The organism is Spiroplasma endosymbiont of Poecilobothrus nobilitatus (genome assembly GCF_964030655.1).
Classification (GTDB): Bacteria; Bacillota_I; Bacilli_A; order Mycoplasmatales; family Mycoplasmataceae; genus Spiroplasma.
The window spans coordinates 1,160,907-1,183,806 of record NZ_OZ034915.1 but is presented as its reverse complement, the minus strand read 5'-3'; the positions used below and the strand labels follow the sequence as shown (position 1 = coordinate 1,183,806).

Below are 22,900 nucleotides of genomic sequence, written 5' to 3'. Positions count from 1 at the left end.
TAAGTATTATTTAAATTTTCATAGTTTTAAAAAACAATAAAAATTAATAAGAATGATGAGGTGAAGTTATGCAGAAAAAAACAGCACAAAAATATGGATTTTTTATGTGCTTTTGTATGGTTGTTGGAACAGTTATTGGAACAGGAATCTTTTTTAAAAATGAAGGTGTATATGGATTAACTAATGGGAATGGAATCCTAGGTTTAATTGCATGGATAATTGGTGGTCTAATGGCTCTCTCATTTGGATTATCATTTATGGAAATTTCGTCAGCAAAACAAGATTCGAATTCAGGTATTGCTTTGTATGCAAAGATGTTCGGGGGAAAATGGTTTGGCCGCGTAGTGAGAAACGCTATGAACCATATTTATATTCCGTTAATAACTTTTACTGTCGCGTATTATACAACAAAAGCTTCAATTTGAGCTTTTGGTGGTGGTTTGGCCGCAGAAATCGCATTTAGTGAAAAAGTTGGTGGTTATGCTAATTATCAATTAATTTTAACGTGTTTTTCAATTATTTATACTGTTTTATTAATTTATATTTGTACTTATTTAGAAAAAGCAGGGAAATATATTCAAATGACAACCGTTGTTTTAAAATTAATTCCATTAATTTTAGTTGGGTTAATTGGAATGTTCTTTTTTAACAATGACCCTAATGCATTAAGTAAGAGCGGTTTAGGTAATCCTGATAAATATAAATTAGTTGCAAATAAAACTGGATTTGAAATGATTTTAATGGCTTTGCCCGGGATTCTATTTTCATTTGATGGTTTTTTATCGACAACATATATTCAAAAGGATGTTAAAAAACCAGAGCGAAATATTCCATTAGCTTTAGTATTAGGTTTAGCATCAGTAACAATACTTTATTTACTTGTTTCAATTGGAACTTTAAATTTAGATGCTCGAGGAAGTGTTGTTGTTGCTGCGGGTAAAATTTTTAATAATCCGGTTATTAATAAAATTTTTGAACAAATTATTTTCTTTTTTATTTTAATTAGTGCTTTTGGAACTTTAAATGGATATAGTTTTTCTTTAGTTAAACTAAGTCATTCCTCAATTGAAGATAATTTTATTATTGGTGCAAAACTATGGAATAAAATTATGAAAAAATATAGTATTAATTTTGCAATTTTTTTAGCATCAGTTATGATTACATTAGTATGAGGACTAATTATGGGTATTCTAACTATTTTTGCAAAAGAAACTTATAATTTTTACGATTTTATTAGTAATGCAGGTGTTGTGATGGCATTTCTGTTGTATGGAACAATTATTGCCTTGGGAATATGGAATCGTTATCATCAACGGATTACAACAATTAAAAATTGATATTTTCTTCCAGCTGCAGTTATTAGTGTTGTTTGTATTATTGCTATTATTGGTTATAATATCTATTCATATTTTTTAAATGCTATTGTAATGCCAGAAAAAACTGGTCCCATTTTAGCAATTGCATTATTATTGTTAATTTTAGTTTTGCCATGATTTGGAATATGAATGAAAGATAATGATACAATTAATAAAAAGTTAACTATGACAATGCCATTTAATAATGAAAATTCTAGTAAGGATTTAAAAAAAAATTAGTAGAAAATTCAGAAACAAAAAAAGGATAAGACATAATTTATTAAATGCTAATGTTTTATTAATTTTCAACTTTGTTATAATTAAATATTATTAATTTAAAGTTATATTAAAAAGAGAAAGGATGTTATTTCATAAAAAAAATACTAGCTTTTTTAGGAACAATTAGTATAACTCCCAATGTAATGCCTGTAATAGGTACGTATGATAATCCAACAAGTTTAACACAAACTAGTAGCAAAAGTAATTTAAATAAAATTAAATATTCTTATAATTTTTTTTACGGAAACAACAATTTTATATGCTGTTTTTGAACCCTCATTTTGAGAAAATATTAAAATTAATTATAGTATTAATAGCAAATTAGATTTTAGTAATGTGGTGATAAATAGAATGTTTAAATCTGTTGAAATTTATTCAAGTGTTAATGAAAGAAAATATCTTCTTGGGTTAACAGAACAAATATATGATAATTGAGAGACTATTAATTCTATTTGAAATAATAGTGATAAGTTGTCTCCTATTAAAATAGAAGTTTCAATTGCAAAAAGAATAGATTCAGATTGATTTGACCGCCTGGATAGGCTACAATTATGGCCATAATAATTGTAGCCTATCCAATTGTTGAATTAATTTATGTTCATGCGATAAAATTACAAAATATTATTGAATATGACCGCAATAGTTATGTTAGTGAAGCTTTAGCACATGATGCTATTTATAATTTAATTCATAAAAATAAGATCCGTCGTGGAATTTATTTTAATTTTATGATTAATAATATTGAAAAACTAGACAAATTTCTAAATAGTAATGTTAAAAATAAAATTATTGATCTTATTTCTCATCAAGTTTTTACACTATGAAAAGAGCAAAATGTTTTATTTTTTAAAGCAAGTTTAAATCATTTTGGTATTTTTATTTCCCTTGATCAAATTGAAAAACCTGATATTAGTAGTATCTTATTGCATAATAAAAGTAAGTTACGACCAGAAACTGATTTGTTAAAACAATTTGAAATTTTATTGCTACAAGTTAATACGACTTTTATTTTAAAAAATTATAAAATAATTGTTAAATTGCAAGGATATGCTTCATTATATGGTTTACAATCAAATAATTTAAATAAGTTAAAGGAATATAATATTGCAACAGCAGATAATCGGTTAAATCTTGAATATTCAAATCAAATTATTTTTATTGATCATGAAAATATTAAAGAATTGTCAAACCAAAAACGTAATATTTTAGTTTTAAATGAACATATTCAGTTAGAAAAAATTGTTAGTTTATATTCTCCAATTATAAATGTAAATGGTGGTCTTACATTAGCATATCATTATAGTAGTAATTTAGTTGATGGGGTTGATAGTGATTTAATATTTGTAAAAGATAGTAATACTTTTGGGGGAATTGTGTATGAAACAATGCTAGCTCGTTTTAATGCGGCATTAAATATTAAAAATTTTCGTAAATTAGATGATTATTTAGAACAAAAATTATTCATTACTTATCCAGCTAGTTTTATTAGTAGTGACAAGTTTAATTTAAAAAAATTTGCAACAAAATTAATTGAATTGAAAGTAAAACCTGGTAATTTAATTTTAACTTTTGATTTAATGAAAACTGGATTTGATCATGAGAAGTTTAAAAAAAATTTAAATACAATTAAAAATGTTGGTATTGAAGTTGCTGTTAAAAATTTTGGAGCAATTGATACGGAATTAAATAGTTTGTACTATTATGAACCTAATTATGCTATTTTTTCACCAACAATTATTCGTGAAATGTTTATTCATTTTCATTATCAAAATTTAATTAAAGAATATATTATTTTAGCAGAAAAATTTGATATTATTTTAATTGCACCACAAGTTAATAGTTATTTAGGATATAGTAAATTAAAAGAACTAAAAATTAATTATATGTTTGGTTCATTATTTAGAACTTATGATGAACCACAAAATGAAATTGGTAATGAGATAAAATTAGCTTTATTAAAAAACAGTCGGAAAGGATTTAAAGATGAGACTAAGAAATAAACCTTGAGCAACAGAATATATTATGGAGAATCCTACCTTTGCAATTCAAAATCCAGAATATTATAAGGGGAAATGGAGAAAAATGATTTTTAAAAATAATAATCCCTTAAATATTGAAATTGGTTCTGGAAAAGGGGATTTTATTATAGCATTAGCAAAGAAATATCCAAATCAAAATTTTTTAGCAATCGAGCGTTATCCGTCAGTTTTAGTTTTAGCTTTAAAAAAAAATATTGCTGAAAATTTACCTAATTTAAAAATAATTGTTTTTGGCGCCATTTTTTTACTAGAAATTTTTGCACATAAAGAAATTAATAAAATATATTTAAATTTCTCTGATCCTTGGCCAAAAGTCCGACATGAAAAACGCCGGCTAACAAACAAAATATATTTAGATTTTTATCAAATTATTTTACAAGATAATGGTGAAATTCATTTTAAAACAGATAACGATCAATTATTTACTTATTCATTAGAATCATTTAAAGAAAATAATTGAAAAATTGTTGATTATACGACAAATTTATATCAGAGTCATTATTTGGAAAATAATGTTCCAACCGAATATGAACGACGATTTGTTAAACTTGGGAAAAATATTAATTATTTATATGCTCGGAAATAATTATATTAATTTTATTATTGCTGGCTCATAAAAGAAAAGTATGGATTTGTTCACTAGGCAACTAAAATTGATAGCTAATAGGTTCCGCAAAATTTTTATTAATTGTTAAATTTTGATAATGATATGTTAAATATTCATCAACTAATTTAATTTTATTAATTGGGAATTTAATAATAATATCTTTTGTTTCAAAATAAGGAATTAATTCCGCTTTTTTTAGGTTTGTTTTAACACTATTAGCATAAGCGCGAATTAATCCGCCATCTCCTAATTTAATTCCCCCAAAATAACTAATAACTAAACACACAACATTAGTTAAATTATGATGAAGTAAAATTTCTAAAATTGGTTTGCCAGCAGTATTAGTTGGTTCGCCATCATCACTTTTTCGAATAATATTTTGATTTTTCCCAATAATATAGGCGTAACAGTTATGAACAGCGTTTGGTTGTTGATTTGTTTTAATAAATTAAAGTGCATCATGTTCGGAAGTAACTTTTTGCAAGAAACAAAGGAAGCGTAATTTTTTAATATTTATTTCATTAATAATTAATTTATTTTCTTTTAGTTCTTGCAAGTTTTTAACCTTCCTTTTTATTTTTATTTTATCTTCAATATTTTAATTTTATAGAAAACTCTTGATGAAATAAAAAAATCATCAATATGATAACTTTAAAAGAAAATTATATAAACTTTTAATATTGTTATTTAAATTTTTTATACGTTAAAATATAATACCGATAATTGTTGGTTTGGCGTTAAACCTTTATGCTGGTATTTTAATTTTCAGAGATTTAAATAATTTTGAATGTTCGTGAAACCTAAGCCATGATAATGAATTAAGGATTCTTTAAGATTTGATTGTAATTTACTAATTTTATTTAACTTCCGATAACTAGCATCAGGATTTGTACTAGTTTTAGTTGCTAATAAAATAGAATTTGTTTGTTTTGCTACTAATAAATATAATGGTTGCCTGTCAGAAATAATAATTGAATTTTCTTTGATTAATTGTTTATTAATATTTTCAATAATTCACTGTTTTTGTAATAGTTTTGTGTTGGTTGATTTAACATAAATATTATTATTGCTATCAACAGCCATTTTAATACAACATTTAGTGTTGGTTGAAAATGAATCAAGATGAATTTTTCTTTTATCAAATTTATCTTTGAAATTACCTTTGTGGATTTCTTTAATAAATGTTTCATCGATTTGAATTTGGCCATTTAACGTTTTAAATTTTAATTGGGTGTTTTCTAATTGTTTTGATTTCATTATTTTTTAGCGATTATATCAAGCGGTTTTCGGTGATGTTTTAATAAAGTGGGAAATCATTTTACTAGATTGGCCTAATAATGAAATTTGAATCAATAAATTTCACTGTTCATAATTTAAATGACTTCAATACGTAAAATGATCACGAAAATCATCAAAACTAGCACGACATTTTTTGCATAAATATTTTTGTTTTCCTTCAGGATTATGACCATTTTTAACACAATAAAAAGATTGACAATTAGGACATTTAATACCTTTATCCCTAAATTTTTGATCAATTTCATTTAAGCGTTTTTGTTTTTTAATTAATTCTGCTTCTTTTTTGACTTTTTCATGAAATTCTAAAAATTGATCATCTGTTAAACTATTTATTAATTCTTCAATTATTTTTTTCCATTAATTATTCAACTCTTATATTAAAAATATACCTAATTTTAGGTATATTTTATAAATATCAAGAGTTTTCTTCAAAATTAAAGCTTCATTATATTATCTTTTTTTCCTTTTTTTGATATAATTATCTTACAAAAAACCGAAATTAATAATTTACTATAATAAGGCAATAGGAGAAATGGCAATGTGAATAAAATACGCAGTTGGTTGAGGAGAATTATTTGATAATGAGATTAAAAAACCGTATTTTAAACAATTGTTAAAAAATATTGATAGTGAATATCAAAATAAACTTTGTTATCCTGCAAAAAAAGATATTTTTCGTTTGTTTACATTAATTGAGCCCAATGATATTAAAGTTGTTATTATTGGACAAGATCCATATCATGGTCCAGGCCAAGCAAATGGTTTAGCTTTTAGTGTTAATGATGGTATTAAAACTCCGCCAAGTTTAGTTAATATTTTTCATGAATTAAAAAAAGACTTAGGTGTTGATCATTATGCTAGTGGTAATTTAGACCATTGAGCTAAAGGGGGTGTTTTTCTATATAATACAATTGGAAGTGTTGTTGCCAAAACGCCTTTAAGTCATAAGGATATTGGTTGAACTAATTTTAGTCAAAATTTGATTATTTATTTAAATGAGATTCGCAATGATATTGTATATGTTTTATGAGGCAATTATGCAAAACAGTATGGTGAATATATTTTGAATAAAAGTAATATTATTAAGGGAACACACCCGTCACCTTTTAGTTACAATTTATTTAAGGATCAACAATTTTTTGTAAAAATTAACGATTTACTTTTAAAAAATAAAAAAAACATAATTGATTGAAAAATGTAATGTATAATTGATATATGTAAAATATTGACAGAACAAGGATTTATTTTATTAATATAGATTGTGGGGATATTATGGGTCTACTAACATCATTTAGTGATATATCAAAAATCTTATATAGTAATAAAATGGCATATATTGCTAGTGGTGTTATTGGCGCTCTTTTTATTATTTATTGTATTTATAATGGTTTATATTATTTAATTAATGCTAAACGTTATCATGGTATTCGTTTTACAACGAAAAATATTGCGTATATTACAATGTTGTCAGCAGTTTCTGCGACAGTTACTATTATTATTTCAATAACACTACCAATTACGGTTTTTCCTCCTGTGCGGATTGCTTTTGAAGGTTTAATGGTTAAAATTAGCGGATTTATTTTTGGGCCAATTGTCGGACTTTTATCGGGGATTGTTACTGAATTAATTGTTATGTTATTTGTTCCTTCTTATCTCCATGTTGCATATATTATTGTAATTGCTTCATATGGATTTTTATCAGGTTGTGCATTTTCAATTAATCGTGCCGTTGGTAAGCATAAATGAGTTTTATTTATGTTAACAAATATTTTTATTTTAATTTTTGGAACTTTTGCTGGAGTAATGACATGATATTCACCATTAGAAACCATTACATTATTTGTTGGATTGGAAGTTAGCAAAATTGTTTTAATTTATATTATTGGTTTTGGCGCGGGGGGAACTATTATTATTATATGAATTATTATGTTTGTTTATCGTCATTTTGATAAAACAAAAAAACGTTATTGAGATTTAGTTGTTATTATTATGCTTGCTGTTGTTAATGAATATTGAGTCACCACCTTGATATCCGCCTGGGGTGATATCGCCTTTTTAACGGTTTCACAGAATAAAAATGTTGGAACAGATGGTTATGGGGTAACTATGATTATGCGATTAGCAATGGCACCAATTAAAGTATTATTTAATTCAGCAATTATTTATATTACATATCGGGCTGTTTCCCCATTAATTCATAAAGATACTAATGCAAATTTACAATATTAAAATCCTGAAAAAATAACTTTTATTTTTTAATTTTGTAGAAAACTCTTGATGAAATAAAAAAAATCATCAATATGATAACTTTAAAAGAAAATTATATAAACTTTTAATATTGTTATTTAACTTTTTTATACGTTAAAATATAATACCAATGATTGTTGGTTTGGCGTTAAACCTTTATGCTGGTATTTTCATTTTCATAGATTTAAATAATTTTGAATGTTCGTGAAACCTAAGCCATGATAATGAATTAAGGATTCTTTAAGATTTGATTGTAATTTACTAATTTTATTTAACTTCCGATAACTAGCATCAGGATTTGTGCTAGTTTTAGTTGCTAATAAAATAGAATTTGTTTGTTTTGCTACTAATAAATATAATGGTTGCATGTCAGAAATAATAATTGAATTTTCTTTGATTAATTGTTTATTAATATTTTCAATAATTCACTGTTTTTGTAATCGTTTTGTGTTGGTTGATTTAACATAAATATTATTATTGCTATCAACAGCCATTTGAACACAACATTTAGTGTTGGTTGAAAATGAATCAAGATGAATTTTTCTTTTATCAAATTTATCTTTAAAATTACCTTTGTGGATTTCTTTAATAAATGTTTCATCGATTTGAATTTGGCCATTTAACGTTTTAAATTTTAATTGGGTGTTTTCTAATTGTTTTGATTTCATTATTTTTTGGCGATTATATCAAGCGGTTTTCGGTGATGTTTTAATAAAGTGGGAAATCATTTTACTAGATTGGCCTAATAATGAAATTTGAATCAATAAATTTCACTGTTCATAATTTAAATGACTTCAATACGTAAAATGATCACGAAAAGCATTAAAACTAGCACGACATTTTTTGCATAAATATTTTTGTTTTCCTTCAGGATTATGACCATTTTTAACACAATAAAAAGATTGACAATTAGGACATTTAATACCTTTATCCCTAAATTTTTGATCAATTTCATTTAAGCGTTTTTGTTTTTTAATTAATTCTGCTTCTTTTTTGACTTTTTCATGAAATTCTAAAAATTGATCATCTGTTAAACTATTTATTAATTCTTCAATTATTTTTTCCATTAATTATTCACCTCTTATATTAAAAATATACCTAATTTTAGGTATATTTTATAAATATCAAGAGTTTTCTACAAAATTAAAGCTTTTATTTAAGTTATTTTTTATTTATCTCTATATAATGATATTAGAAATTATAGAATGGAGATAAAAATAATGAAAGTGAATTCACAAATTTAAAAAATTGATTGATTTGGAATTAAAACGCCAACAAGATCATGTTGAGTTGATTGCATCAGAAAATTATGTTAGTGAGGCAACTTTAGCTATTACAGGCTCAATTTTAACTAATAAGTATGCTGGAGGATATCCATTTCACCGATTTATAGAGGATGTGAATATGTTGATCAAGTTGAACAATTAGCAATTGATAAGGTTAAGGAGTTATTTCAAGCTGAACATGCTAATGTTCAACCACATTCAGGTAGTCAGTAAATGCTGCTACTTATTATGCTTTGTTGCAACCGCGCGATACTATTTTAGCAATGGATTTAGCAGCAGGTGGTCACTTAACCCACGGTCATAATGTTAATTTTTCTGATCGATTATATGATTTTCGTAGTTATCAAGTTGATCCTACAACCGAAATGTTAGATTATGATGCAATTGAAAAAATTGCAATCGAAGTAAAACCAAAATTAATTGTTGCTGGATCTAGTGCCTATTCACGTGAGATTGATTTTAAAAAGTTCCGTGCAATTGCTGATAAAGTTGGATCTTTATTAATGTTAGATATGGCTCATATTGTAGGATTAATTGCCGCTGGTTTACATCAATCCCCAATTCCATATGCTGATGTTGTTACTTCAACAACACATAAAACATTGCGCGGGCATCGTGGTGGTTTAATTTTATCAAAGGCAAAAATGAGCAAAAAAAATTAACAGTGCTGTTTTCCCGGGCAATCAATGCTAACCATTAGAACATGTTATTGCTGCAAAGGCACAATTTTTTTTAGAGGCATTGCAACCAGATTTTAAAACATATTAAGCAGAAATTATTAATAATGCAAAAGTCCTAACAGAAACATTAAAAGTAAATAATCTGCGTTTAGTAGCTGATGGAACAGATAACCACTTATTAATGGTTGATGTTAAAAGTAGTTTAGGAATTTCGGGACAAATGGCGGAAGAAATTTTACAAAAAATTGGTATTATTTGCAACAAAAATATGATTCCATTTGATAAAGAATCATCAATGGTTACTAGTGGGATTCGGTTAGGAACAGCAGCTATGATAACGCGTGGCTTTGGGAGCAAAGAATTTAAACAAATTGGAGAAATAATTTATAATGTTTTAAAAGAACCAACTGAAAATAATATTGTTAAATATCAAGAAGAAGTAAAAAACTTATTAAGTGATTTTCCAATTTACTCAACTTGAAAATTACAAGAGTAATTAAATTTAGAAATATCAAGTTAAAATATTGATTATCCTATTATTTTTAGTTATAATATTATTGCTTTATACATTAGACCCTGGTACGGAATGATGTGAGGAGGCAGTGACATGAGACAAACAACTATCTTAAATTCAACTAAAGTTGAAAAAAAATGATATGTGATTGATGCTCAAGGTCTAGTTTTAGGACGTTTAGCAAGTAAAGTTGCAATGATCTTAAGAGGAAAAAATAAACCATCTTATACTCCACATGTTGATTGTGGTGATAATGTTATTATTCTTAATGCTGATAAAATTAATTTATCAGGAAATAAATTAAAGGGTAAAATGTATTATCATCATTCACAACATCCCGGGGGATTAAAACGAACAACAGCAAAGGATATGTTAGTAAAAAAACCAATTTATCCTGTTAAACACGCAATTAAAGGAATGTTACCAAAAAATAAATTAGGAAGTAAATTATTCCGTAATTTATTTGTTTATGCTAGCAATGAACATACACATGAAGCACAACAACCAATTAAATTAGAATTAACTAATAAATAAAAGGAGAAAATATGGCAAAAAAACAAGAAGTTATATATCGTGGTACAGGAAGAAGAAAATCTTCTATTGCCCAAGTTGTATTGACTCCTGGTAAAGGGAATGTTGTTGTTAATGGGAAACCAGCATTAGAGTTTTTCCCATATGCAACATTAGTGCAAGATTTGGAACAACCTTTAGAGATTACTAGTTCAAAATCAGAATTTGATATTCGTGTTAAAGTATCTGGTGGTGGTTTTACCGGACAAGCTGGCGCAACAAGATTAGGAATTGCAAGAGCCCTAGTTGAAGCGTCACAAGATTATAAAACTTTATTGAGACATTCTGGCATGCTAACTCGTGATGCTCGTATTAAAGAACGAAAAAAATATGGATTACATGGGGCTAGAAGAGCACCACAATATTCAAAAAGATAGATTTCAAAAAAGTACATTTTGCTTTGCAATGTACTTTTTTAATTTGTTCGGTTTAATTTGTTATCTAATATAAGTTTAGTATAATTATTATGTAGATAAGAGGGTGAACAAATGACGTTGACAGAATTTACAATTCAGGGCGACAAATATAATAATAAGAATTTATTGTTAAATTTGTATTTTTTAACAAATCCAAAAAGTAAATTTACTGATGATGATGTTAAAAACCTTCGGTTAAAAAATATTACAACAGTTCAAGGAATAGATACTTTTTTAAAGCATAATATTTGTATTGCTGATTTTTTTGTTTGTTTAATTAATGATCAGGCAAAAATTAAAAAAGATAAAAAAGGATCAAAAAAGAAACTTTATGATATTTTAATTCGTTTTAAATCAATTACTTTGCTAGAACAAATGTTCGATTCAAACTTATCATTAACAATATTAGGCGATATTGATCCAGAAATCGGCATTGTTAATGTTAAAAATATTTTTTTAACAGCAATGGAAAAGGAAAAACAAGAATTTGAAACATTAGCTACTGGAGTAGTGCTTGAAGTTGCTGATAATTTTCGGGTTGATGAAGCAAAATTACGAACTATTTTTGATTCAAATGTTATAGCAAATATGAAATTTTTAACTTCATCTTTTGCCGAAGAAAAAGAACGGTGGTTACAATATTTACGCTTTCAAGAACAAAACTTAGAATACAAGCGTAATAATTCTTGTTTATATTTAAACCGGAAATTAACAGAATATATTAAAATTCCAAAAACAGTTCCAATCGGCGAAAAATTTCATGATGTAAGATTTTTATCCCAAAATTTTTGATATGTTGACAAAAAAACTTTTACTAATAAAAATTTAACAATTAGTCATTTATTTGAAGAAATAATTATTGTAGAATTAGAGTTATTGCTAGATAATTTAGATAAATATTCAATATTAAAGAAATTAAACAATTTAATTCTTGCTAATTTACAAATTAATCGTACATATCAAAAAGATGCTCCATTAACACTATTTTCTTTTAATTTTAGTGAAAGTTATGTTCAAGATGGAGCAGATATTTATGACTTAGGGATTAATATTTCTGAAACAAAAATGAAGCAAAAAGATATCTATGATTTTAAAAAAGAATTAATCAAAATATATATGCTTGAAAATGATATTATGCAAGAAAGTGACATTGACCATGAAACAATTAAAGTAACTATTAATCAATTAGAGAAGTATCAAATTGTTAATTGTTTTTATGAAATAAAAAATGAGGATGAAATATCATTTAATGAATTAAATAAAATGATACCTTCTTATGGTTATTTAACTTATATTGGAAAAGGGGACTCAACTTTACTTCGGCGTAGTAATGTTATTTTAGATAAGATTAGCAAAAATGATGTTGCAAATCCATATTTAATTAATTATATCTTTAATATTGAAGATATTAAATTAAAGACACAATCTAACTTAATTACGGAAGAACAATTAATTTTTGCTTCAAATAATTTAAATGGAAATCAACAGAAAGCAATAACAAAAGCCTTAAACTCACAAGATATTTTTTTACTGCAAGGTCCACCAGGGACAGGGAAAACTGAATTTATTGCTGAATTAGTTTATCAATATGCTAAATTAGGAAAGAAAGTTTTAATTTCTTCACAAAATCATACTGCAATTGACAATGTTTTAACAAGATTATCTAAAACACCTTTGTTGGTTCCTTTGCGCTTAACAAGTGATGAAGTTCGTAAAAAAAATCGTTTTAATGATTTTAATCCAGATAAATTAATTTTTAATAATTATCGTTTTATTTATGCTTATTTATTACGACAATATTTAACAAAATGAGATGGAATTGGAAATGATTATGAAATTCAAAAATATGAACTACAAAAATTAAAAGCAAATGCTAAAATGTTAGAAAAAGAAATTAATGATTACAATCATTATACCCAAAAGTTAAATACATTAGTTGCTGAGCGAGAAACAATCATTAATCAAAAATTGCAATATCTAGATGATAATCGAAAATTAACAATTGATATTAATAATATTCGTAATCTATTAGATTTCTTAGTTAATATTAATTGAGATGGAATAGTTGCTCCAACTCCGGATCTTGTACGATTATTTAATAAACATTTTGGGGAATTGTTGCAAGAAAAATTTGGATTTCAAATTGATGATTCATATTCATTAACAGAAACATACAAAAAACTATTAACAATTACTACTGATAATAAGTTGTTAAAGCATAAAGAGATAGAATTAGCAACATTAAAACAAGTTAGTAAAGACTTACGCGATGATGATTGAATGGAACGATTAACTGCTGTTCAAAATGAAATTTTAGAATTAAAGAATCAAGTTACATTAAAACAAGAAAACATTGTGTTTAAAAAGGAACAAGAAGCATTTAAAAATGATCTTAAACAATTATTACAGCAATATGAAGAACAAAGTGTTATTAATCAAAACAAAATTAGTGAAATTGATGAAGATAAATATGAGCAAGAAATTTCTTATTTAGAAATTGAAACTGGAACATTAAATCATAAAATTAATGCTCTAAAAGTTGAAGTCGAAAACATTGTTAACAGTATTAATACAATTTTTAATTTAAATTTAGTAGTAAAAGATATTAGTGGAACAATTAATGAAATTGATAAAGAAATTAATAAAATTGAACATGACCTTAATTTTGTGCTCCAAGAAAAAGCAACAAAGTTTAATTTTGTAAATAATATGATTACCTTTTTAAATAAAAATTATCAGATATCAGATTTTTTAACACAAGAGAATATTGAAACTAATCATTTCACACCAGCGATGGAACGAGATACAATTAATTATGCTAATCAATTTTTACAAGATACTGTCAATGTTGTTGCAATGACTGCGACTTCAAATCAATCATACGCACAAAGTAAGAATAAAGTTTTACGGGATTATAATATTTCTGATATTGATATTAAAAAATTTGTTTTTGATGTTGTTATTATTGATGAAGTAAGTAAATTAACACCAATGGAAATTTTTATGCCATTAGTATATGGTAAAACTGTTATTTTAGTTGGTGATTATCGGCAATTGCCACCACTTATGCCATATCAAGAAGAAGATGTTGCATTAATTAATGAAATTTATGACCAAAATTATAGTTATAATGATTTTTTAGAATTAATAACTAATTCATTATTTAAAAAAATTATCTCAAAATGTGATGATTCAGTAAAAGAAATTCTAATTAATCAATATCGTAGTCATGAAGATATTATGCGAATTGTAAATTTTTTTTATGAAAATCAGCTGCAGTTAGGTGATAAAACTAATCAAAATAATGAAAAACAACATTATATTACTGTTGAAAATAAAGATGGTCTAAAAATTTTTGATAGTAATAAAGCAATTTATTGAATTGATTCATCAAAAGATAAGACTAATATTAATTTTGTTTATGAACAAGTTGAAAGTGGTAGTACGAGTCTTTTTAATTGATTAGAAGTTGATTTAACAATAAAAACATTAGAATTAATTGAAGCAGGATATAATAATTTAACAGTTAAATTAAAAAAACAGCCTAAAGTTGCAGTTATTAGTTTTTATAGTTTACATGTTAAAAAATTACGAAGAGCTATTAAAAGTTTAAAATTTAAAAATATTAAAGTAGAAGTTTCAACAGTTGATGATTATCAAGGGCGAGAAACCGAAATTGTTATTGTTAATACAGTTCGCAATCCTCGTAAGCAATTAAATGCTAATAAAGAATTTATTAAGAAATACGAACGATTAAATGTTGCATTTTCAAGAGCAAAAAATATGTTAATTATTATTGGAGCAGTTAGTTTTTTTGCTAATATTGATGTTGAAATTCCAATAATTGCTAATCCAAATATTACAAAAACAATTAAAGCATATTATGAAATTTTACGAATTATTGATAGTTATGGTCTTGTTTGAAACGCAAAAGATTTATTATAATAAGAATTAGAGGTAAAAACATGAAATTAGGAATGGTAAAAGTTTATAAAAATTGGAAAAAATTAAAAACAATAGTTAGCTATCAAACACCAAAAAAACTAGCTTTTTTTCAGTATGTAATTTTAAATGCTATTACTAATTATCCTAATAAAGAAAAATCATTAGCTGATATTTTACAGGATGAATTACAAATTTTTAATTTTAAAATTTATGTAGAATGTCTAAAGGACTTAATTGAAAAAGAAAATATTATTGAAATTAATAAGCAAACATCATTAAATTATTTAGCAAATAGTTCTGCTGAACAGGATTGAATTGATCGACCAATTGGGATTTTTTGCATTTCAAAAGAAGCGTTAACGGCATTAGAACAGGGATATTTATTAAGTAAAAATAGTAATCGTGAAGCAGTTATTAATTTTGATTTTAATATTTTTTCGGGCGAAAAGTACATAAATAATGAACAATTATCTTTATTAGAAAAAAATAGCAATGATTTAATTATTGTTCCAGAACAAGAACCAATTATTAATGGTGAAGATTTATTTCATTTGTTAGAAAAGTACAAGTTAAATATTAATAAAAATAATATTTTTAATGATGATACAACATTTACTTCAATTCGCACTAAAACGCAAGAAATCTACTATAATACTAATCAAATTAACAATTTATTGATTGATGTTTATGAAGAAAAAGAAGTTATACTGTCCTTAACCACTTTTAAAGATATTAAAATTCAAATTGTTAATGACCAACAATTGCAACAAATTATTGAGGATAATGTTAATTTAAAAACAAAAATTGTTGATTATTTTTTAACTGAGATGGCTAAAACTTTAAGGGATAATTTTAATTTAAATCTTCAAAAAGTAGCAACAAATATATTAGAAAGTGATTATCAGCAAGATCCGCTTTATATTACTTCTACATTAATAAATCCGAGAATTGTAATTATTAATGCAGCAAGTGTTAAACCAAAAGCAGTCTTAGCTAATAAATATTATTATGATAATAATATTAGTTGTATTATTTTTGTTAATGCTGAGCAAACAACTACAATGCATGATTTAACTGGTTCAATTCCAATTTTTTATTTAACTAGTGAGATTTTAACAATTAATGATAATTTTTTAACTTTATTCATCAATGATAAAAATGATACTGAACTTTACATATTACAACCAACAGAACTTATTATGCTAAACCTTAATATTATAACAGCACAAAAATTTCTTCCGAAGTATAGTCAGATGTTATTTAATAAAATTTTAGAGGAATTAAAAAATTTAATAAATAGTGAACAGGCAAATATTTATGAAATAATTCATAATAATCAAATTGAAAATGTTTTTATTTACTGTTATTTAATTGATATTTTAAATAATAATGAAGAAACTTTTGATAATATATTGAAAAGTATGACCATAAATGATTTTAATAATAAAGTTAATGTTTTATATCAATCTGAACAAATTTTAAGTAATTTAAATTTAAAACCAAATTATTTTAATAAAATGCATAAAACTTTAATTGTGCTAATGAAACAACAAACAAAATTGCAAAAAAATATTATTAAAGCTTATAAAGTGTTGACTAATAATACTTTATTATCAAATAAAGAAGTTTTAAATATCTTGCAAGAACTTTATGACAAAAACGATGTTTCTTTAAACCAATTATTAGCATTAACTAATATTGCAAAATCATCGATTATTGAAAAAATTTGAAATCAAAATCTTTTTGCAATTTTGGATAAATTTCTTTTTGCAATCAATAATAATGATTTACATCGTGAATTATTTGATGCAGTAACAACTGCAACTTTAGAAAAAAATAGTACTTTATTAATTAATTTATATAGTTATGCTGAAGAATATATTAAGTATTGTAAAGAAATGAAAAAACGAGAAACAAGTGGGTTACAACGACATTGACAAGAAATATGAGATAAAGTTGAAATTATTAAAGAACGTTGCAAGAATATTAACAATAGTAATAAATTAATAATCCAATTACTTTATTCTTTATCACAATTAGAAATAAAATATAAGGCAATTAAATTTAAAAATATGTTTAATTCTGAAAGCAAATTTCATGAATATCTTAATTTATGTTCTTTTGATAAGGCGGCATTATATTTAATGAATTTAATGGAAGAAAAAATCAATCCACTTTTAAAAACAAAGCATCAATTTGTACGGTATATTAATGAAAAATTATTTGTTTTAAAAGATGTTTTTGACAAAAATAAATATAAACAAATTATGCAACTTTATCAAGAATTAACATTATATTTATATTGTGAGAAAGCACGGAATGAACACAATGATAATAAAAATCGGGATGCTTTAAAAAAAATAAAACTTGAATTAGAAGAGGCGTTAATATAAATGAGTATGAGTGTTGAACAAGTAATGTATAATTACCAAAAAAAGATTGAGCGATTAAATTTAAATATTAATTTTGTTAAAGATAATTTAAAATTATTACTACAACAATTACAAGAAATTGATGCTAGTGGGTTAAATTGTCAACAAATTAAACAATATTTAGTTGAGTTAAATCAAATTTTAACTGATTTAGAGGATAACCCATTAGTAAAAGAATTTACTAAAGTTGAACATGTTGAATTAGAATTGGCAAAAAGAGTTAATTTTTTATTGGAACAAAAAACCCTTCGTTTAGCAGAAATTCAACAAAAAATTGAAGTTTTGAAAATAAAAGTAATTGAAGATGAAACAAAACAACGGTTATCTAATTTAAAAAACCGAGTTAATTTAAATTATCAACAATTAGAACATGAATTAATAGCAATGTTTGATGAAAATGAATCAAAAGCTTTTATTATGAATTTTTTTAAAACAAATAAGAATCATTTCAGTAATTTAAACCCAGAGGCTATTTCTGGCCTTGTTCAAACAGAAATTAAAAATTATCATACTTCAACTGATTTTTTGAAAAAACAATATCTTAGCAGTTTTAAAAAACAAATTAGTGATGATAAAGTTGTTAATACAGAATTAGGTCCAGCATTAGAAGAATTTGCCCAAATTCCAGCAGCTGATACTACTGTTTTAAATGCAAAAGCTTTAGCATTACAAAATCAAATTATTAATAAACAATTAGATGAATCAGCGCGGAAACATGCTATTACATCAATTTTACAAGCAATTCAAAAACGTGGTTTTATTGTTGAAAGTAATGATATTCGTATTACGAAAGAAAATGAAGATAGTTTAGTTATTGTTTATGCAAAAAAAGTAACAGGAGAAGAGGCAATTTTTAAAGTATATTTAGATGGGCGATTTACATATAAATTTGAAGGTTATGAAGGTCATACACATGATACAGATGAGCAACCGTTTATTAACGATTTATCAATGTATGATGTTTCTTTATCAAAAGAAATGAAAAAATCTTATTTAAATCCTGATAAAATTATTAATCAGGCAAAGATTCAAATTGATAGTAAATCAAAAAAAAATAATCTTTAATTTTGTAGAAAACTCTTGATATTTATAAAATATACCTAAAATTAGGTATATTTTTAATATAAGAGGTGAATAATTAATGGAAAAAATAATTGAAGAATTAATAAATAGTTTAACAGATGATTAATTTTTAGAATTTCATGAAAAAGTCAAAAAAGAAGCAGAATTAATTAAAAAACAAAAACACTTAAATGAAATTGATCAAAAATTTGGGGATAAAGGTATTAAATGTCCTAATTGTCAATCTTTTTATTGTGTTAAAAATGGTCATAATCCTGAAGGGAAACAAAAATATTTATGCAAAAAATGTCGTGCTAGTTTTGATGCTTTTCGTGATCATTTTACGTATTGAAGTCATTTAAATTATGAACAGTGAAATTTATTGATTCAAATTTCATTATTAGGCCAATCTAGTAAAATGATTTCCCGCTTTATTAAAACATCACCGAAAACCGCTTGATATAATCGCCAAAAAATAATGAAATCAAAATAATTAGAAAACACCCAATTAAAATTTAAAACGTTAAATGGCCAAATTAAAATCGATGAAACATTTATTAAAGAAATCCACAAAGGTAATTTTAAAGATAAATTTGATAAAAGAAAAATTCATCTTTATTCATTTTCAACCAACACTAAATGTTGTATTCAAATGGCTGTTGATAGCAATAATAATATTTATGTTAAATCAACCAACACAAAACGATTACAAAAACAGTGAATTATTGAAAATATTAATAAACAATTAATCAAAGAAAATTCAATTATTATTTATGACATGCAACCATTATATTTATTAGTAGCAAAACAAACAAATTCTATTTTATTAGCAACTAAAACTAGTACAAATCCTGATGCTAGTTATCGGAAGTTAAATAAAATTAGTAAATTACAATCAAATCTTAAAGAATCCTTAATTCATTATCATGGCTTAGGTTTCACGAACATTCAAAATTATTTAAATCTCTGAAAATGAAAATACCAGCATAAAGGTTTAACGTCAAACCAACAATCATCGATATTATATTTTAACGTATAAAAAAGTTAAATAACAATATTAAAAGTTTATATAATTTTCTTTTAAAGTTATCATATTGATGATTTTTTTATTTCATCAAGAGTTTTCTACAAAATTAAAAGAAATAATTAACATTTTTAGGTTAAAAAACATTATAATTAAAGAAATAGTTAGAGGTGACTATAAATGAGTGTAAAAAGTAATTTAGATAAGTTAAAAAATCAAATTGGAATTAAGCGATGTGTTATTCTTGAAGGCAATGTTAATGATATTTATCAAACAAATAGTGGTTATGTTGGCTTAAAAGATCGATTATTTGAATTATTAAGAGAAAAGGGTTTTAATGATATTTTTATGTGAGACCGGATTGATGGTCTAAGCGGAGGAAATCTGAAAAATTTAACATTAACAGCAGAAACACAACAGAAAAGTAAAGGAGGCGAAGAATATGATTTTGGTCAAGAAGTAATTAAAAATGCAAATGAACAAAAGAATGGTCCAACGGGACAATTTCCAACTTTAGCAGAATTTTTTACCATTGTTCGTCGTAATATGTTAGTTGCAAGTTCTAAAAAAGTTGCTTTTATTGCTGATTTTTCTGATTATTTATTTTCTAATGAACAGACTTTGAGCGAAGAAGAACGTGTTAATTTAATTTCATTAAGTAAAGCTTTTCGAGATAAAAAATTTGATCAATCAGAAATAATTGATTTTGATACAGCTATTATTTTTATCACTAATAGTGTCGGGAAATTACCAACTTCATTTTATTTGCATAATCCAGATGTAACAACAATTACTTTAACAAAACCAAATCGTGAAGAACGAGAAAAGTTCATTTTAACTAATAAGAATTTTTTTAAAATTACCGAAGATTTAAATACTGATATTTTAAAATTACAAGATATTTATGATACGATGGAAGGGTGAACTTTGAAAGAAGTTTATCAATTAATTAAGTTTTCAAATAATATTTCAGAACGCTTACCATTTGAAAAATTATTAAATTCTTATCAATACGGCGATAAAGTTTCACCATGAGAAGAAATGAATTATGAAAAATTAGCAACTATTGAAAAAGAATTAAAAAAACGAGTTATTGGTCAAGATCATGCCATTGAAAAAGTGAAGAATGTTGTTTATAAAGCTTTTACTGGATTATCAGGTGTTCAATATTCGTCAAAACGAACAAAACCAAAAGGTATATTGTTTTTTGTTGGACCAACTGGAGTAGGGAAAACTGAATTATCAAAAGCATTGGCCAAATTTTTATTTGGTGATGAAAAAAATTGTATTCGGTTTGATATGTCGGAATATAACCAAGAAGCAAGTGATCAAAAATTAATTGGTGCACCACCAGGTTATGTTGGTTATGAAGAAGGTGGACAATTAACAAATGCAATTAAAGAAAAACCGTTTAGTGTACTTTTATTTGATGAAATTGAAAAAGCTCATCCACGAATTTTAGATAAATTCTTACAAATTTTAGAAGATGGTCGTTTAACTGATAATAAAGGTCAAACTGTTACTTTTTCTGATTCGTTTATTATTTTTACTTCAAATATTGGTGCAAGTGAAGTTGATGATAATTTATCATTTTTAGAAATTGAAAAGCAATTTATTCAAAAAGTATCTGATCATTTTCGAACTGAATTAAAACGACCAGAATTATTAGGGCGAATTGGAAATAATATTATTCCGTTTAATTTTATTAAAGATATTAATTTTAAAGCAAAATTAATTACGCAAAAATTACAACCAATTCAAACAGCTGTTTGAGAAAAATATAAGATTAAATTAGAATTTATGGATTTACCACAAATTTTACCAATTATTATTCAGGATGCTGATGATAAAAAAGGTGGTCGTGATTTGTTAAATAGTATTGAAAAGCATGTGGTTGATGGGCTGAGTTCGTTTATTTTTGCAAATCAAACTAAATTTAAAGCTGGAGAAACAATATTAGCACAAGCAAATGGTCATCAAATTGAATATTGTTTTAAATAAAAAATGAGTAATTTAATTAATTTTAATCGTTTTGTTTCTTTTACAACAATTGAAGGACCTGGAAAACGATTCGCATTATGAATGCAAGGTTGTATTATTAATTGCAAAGGATGTAGTAATCAGGAAATGATTCCTCTCATTAATCGGAATGTAATGGAAGTGAGTGACCTTTTTAAGGCGATTATAGACGCTAAAGAGCGCTTTCAAATTGAAGGGATTACCATTTTAGGGGGAGAACCATTTATTCAGCCACGAGCGCTCTTAGAACTAGTCACTTTATGTCAAACAAATAATTTAACAGTAATTGTTTTTTCTGGTTTTTTATATGAACTATTGCAAGAAAAGCATCCAGCAATTTTATCTAAAATTGATATTTTAATTGATGGACCATTTATTATTGAAAAGTTAGATAAAAAACGACGATTAATTGGCTCTACAAACCAACGTGTGATTAAACTAAGCGATGTTTATCAAAATAATGATTATTTTGAACAAAATATTATTGAAGCAGAATTTACTGTAACTAAAAATAATAGTATGATTATTAACGGAGATGGAGCTCATCTCATTAATAATGAAGAAAAAATGAAAAAAGAGGAGGCCATAAAAATGGGAGCATTTAAATTAGATGGGGATGTATTTTCAAATTTTACCCAAGATATTATTAAAGTTGGCGTTAAGTTAGAATTTAAAGGAATTAATGCTGATATGAGTGATTTTCATCTTAGTGATGTTAAAACACAATATAAAGTTATAACGGTAATTCCAAGTATTGATACAAGTGTTTGTTATACTCAAACTGTTAAATTTAACAAAAATATGAAAGCCTATCCTAATGCACGATTAATCACAGTCTCGCGTGATTTACCATTTGCGCAAGAAAGATGTTGTGAATCTTTTAGAGATGAAGCACATTTTTTAGTGTCAGATTATAATTATCGTGATTTTGGGGCAAAGACAGGATTAGTTTTTACTGCTTTGCAAATTTTGCCACGAGCAGTTCTTATCTTAAACCAAGATAATATTGTAGAATATCTTGAAATTGTTAATCCAATTGGAAATGAACCAAATTATCAAGCTATTTATGATTTTTTAGATAGTAGAATAGAAAATAAAAAAAGTATTTATTAGAGTGCACCAATTT

At 25.2% G+C, this 22,900-nt stretch carries 16 protein-coding genes and 3 pseudogenes; 15 read left to right on the top strand and 4 right to left on the bottom strand.

Going from position 1 to position 22,900, the window contains the following annotated elements; all coding sequences use genetic code 4:
* The first annotated feature begins 68 nt into the window (after nt 1–68).
* The 3 genes from AAHM76_RS06880 to trmB all read left to right on the top strand — a co-directional run bounded on the left by AAHM76_RS06880 (nt 69) and on the right by trmB (nt 4,259).
* Complete coding sequence (locus tag AAHM76_RS06880) at nt 69–1,595, top strand: APC family permease (protein WP_342255902.1); 1,527 nt, start codon at nt 69–71, stop codon at nt 1,593–1,595.
* 590 nt (nt 1,596–2,185) lie between these two features.
* The gene (locus AAHM76_RS06875; protein ID WP_342255901.1) at nt 2,186–3,634 is read left to right on the top strand and encodes an EAL domain-containing protein; all 1,449 of its coding nucleotides are present in this window, start codon (nt 2,186–2,188) and stop codon (nt 3,632–3,634) included.
* Nucleotides 3,618–4,259 carry a tRNA (guanosine(46)-N7)-methyltransferase TrmB gene (trmB, locus tag AAHM76_RS06870; RefSeq protein WP_425289429.1) on the top strand — a complete coding sequence of 214 codons (642 nt, stop codon included), beginning with the start codon at nt 3,618–3,620 and terminating at the stop codon, nt 4,257–4,259. Before AAHM76_RS06875 ends, trmB begins: the two co-directional genes overlap by 17 nt.
* A 61-nt stretch (nt 4,260–4,320) precedes the next feature.
* Here the strand turns inward: trmB and AAHM76_RS06865 are convergent, their stop codons facing one another.
* From AAHM76_RS06865 to AAHM76_RS08690, 3 genes and pseudogenes are all read right to left on the bottom strand, one after another.
* On the bottom strand, nt 4,321–4,725 hold the full coding sequence (locus AAHM76_RS06865; protein WP_342256862.1) for a YigZ family protein: 405 nt from the start codon (nt 4,723–4,725) through the stop codon (nt 4,321–4,323).
* A 251-nt stretch (nt 4,726–4,976) separates the two neighbouring features.
* A complete protein-coding gene (locus AAHM76_RS06860; protein WP_342255899.1) occupies nt 4,977–5,537 on the bottom strand; it encodes a transposase in 561 nt (186 codons plus the stop codon).
* A 198-nt stretch (nt 5,538–5,735) separates the two neighbouring features.
* Nucleotides 5,736–5,792, bottom strand: a pseudogene (locus tag AAHM76_RS08690) (hypothetical protein); the annotation flags it as partial.
* Between the two features lie 325 nt (nt 5,793–6,117).
* On the opposite strand from AAHM76_RS08690, the gene AAHM76_RS06855 reads away from it, so the two are divergent.
* Complete coding sequence (locus AAHM76_RS06855; protein WP_342255898.1) at nt 6,118–6,780, top strand: uracil-DNA glycosylase; 663 nt, start codon at nt 6,118–6,120, stop codon at nt 6,778–6,780.
* Nucleotides 6,781–6,851: 71 nt separating this feature from the next.
* Complete coding sequence (locus AAHM76_RS06850) at nt 6,852–7,808, top strand: hypothetical protein (protein WP_342255897.1); 957 nt, start codon at nt 6,852–6,854, stop codon at nt 7,806–7,808.
* 125 nt (nt 7,809–7,933) lie between these two features.
* Here AAHM76_RS06850 and AAHM76_RS06845 read toward each other — a convergent pair whose 3' ends face one another.
* Nucleotides 7,934–8,893, bottom strand: a complete 960-nt coding sequence (locus AAHM76_RS06845) for an IS1/IS1595 family N-terminal zinc-binding domain-containing protein (protein ID WP_342255896.1) — start codon at nt 8,891–8,893, stop codon at nt 7,934–7,936.
* A gap of 163 nt (nt 8,894–9,056) precedes the next feature.
* Here AAHM76_RS06845 and glyA point away from each other — a divergent pair.
* The 10 genes and pseudogenes from glyA to AAHM76_RS06785 all read left to right on the top strand — a co-directional run bounded on the left by glyA (nt 9,057) and on the right by AAHM76_RS06785 (nt 22,887).
* A pseudogene (gene glyA / locus AAHM76_RS08685) lies at nt 9,057–10,288 on the top strand (serine hydroxymethyltransferase).
* A 111-nt stretch (nt 10,289–10,399) separates the two neighbouring features.
* Nucleotides 10,400–10,840, top strand: a complete 441-nt coding sequence (rplM, locus tag AAHM76_RS06820; protein WP_342255893.1) for a 50S ribosomal protein L13 — start codon at nt 10,400–10,402, stop codon at nt 10,838–10,840.
* Nucleotides 10,841–10,851: 11 nt separating this feature from the next.
* Complete coding sequence (rpsI, locus tag AAHM76_RS06815) at nt 10,852–11,253, top strand: 30S ribosomal protein S9 (protein ID WP_342255892.1); 402 nt, start codon at nt 10,852–10,854, stop codon at nt 11,251–11,253.
* Between the two features lie 111 nt (nt 11,254–11,364).
* The gene (locus tag AAHM76_RS06810; protein WP_342255891.1) at nt 11,365–15,237 is read left to right on the top strand and encodes an AAA domain-containing protein; all 3,873 of its coding nucleotides are present in this window, start codon (nt 11,365–11,367) and stop codon (nt 15,235–15,237) included.
* Between the two features lie 20 nt (nt 15,238–15,257).
* Nucleotides 15,258–17,630 (top strand): hypothetical protein, encoded by a 2,373-nt coding sequence (locus AAHM76_RS06805; protein ID WP_342255890.1) that lies wholly within the window; start codon nt 15,258–15,260, stop codon nt 17,628–17,630.
* The gene (locus AAHM76_RS06800; RefSeq protein WP_342255889.1) at nt 17,631–18,734 is read left to right on the top strand and encodes a hypothetical protein; all 1,104 of its coding nucleotides are present in this window, start codon (nt 17,631–17,633) and stop codon (nt 18,732–18,734) included.
* Between the two features lie 127 nt (nt 18,735–18,861).
* Nucleotides 18,862–19,011, top strand: a pseudogene (locus AAHM76_RS08680) (hypothetical protein); the annotation flags it as partial.
* A 213-nt stretch (nt 19,012–19,224) separates the two neighbouring features.
* Nucleotides 19,225–19,770: a transposase gene (locus AAHM76_RS06795; protein WP_425289486.1), complete on the top strand. Its 546-nt coding sequence runs from the start codon at nt 19,225–19,227 to the stop codon at nt 19,768–19,770.
* A gap of 165 nt (nt 19,771–19,935) precedes the next feature.
* The gene (locus AAHM76_RS06790) at nt 19,936–21,756 is read left to right on the top strand and encodes an AAA family ATPase (RefSeq protein ID WP_342255887.1); all 1,821 of its coding nucleotides are present in this window, start codon (nt 19,936–19,938) and stop codon (nt 21,754–21,756) included.
* A 3-nt stretch (nt 21,757–21,759) separates the two neighbouring features.
* Nucleotides 21,760–22,887: a 4Fe-4S cluster-binding domain-containing protein gene (locus AAHM76_RS06785; protein WP_342255886.1), complete on the top strand. Its 1,128-nt coding sequence runs from the start codon at nt 21,760–21,762 to the stop codon at nt 22,885–22,887.
* Nucleotides 22,888–22,900: the final 13 nt, after the last annotated feature.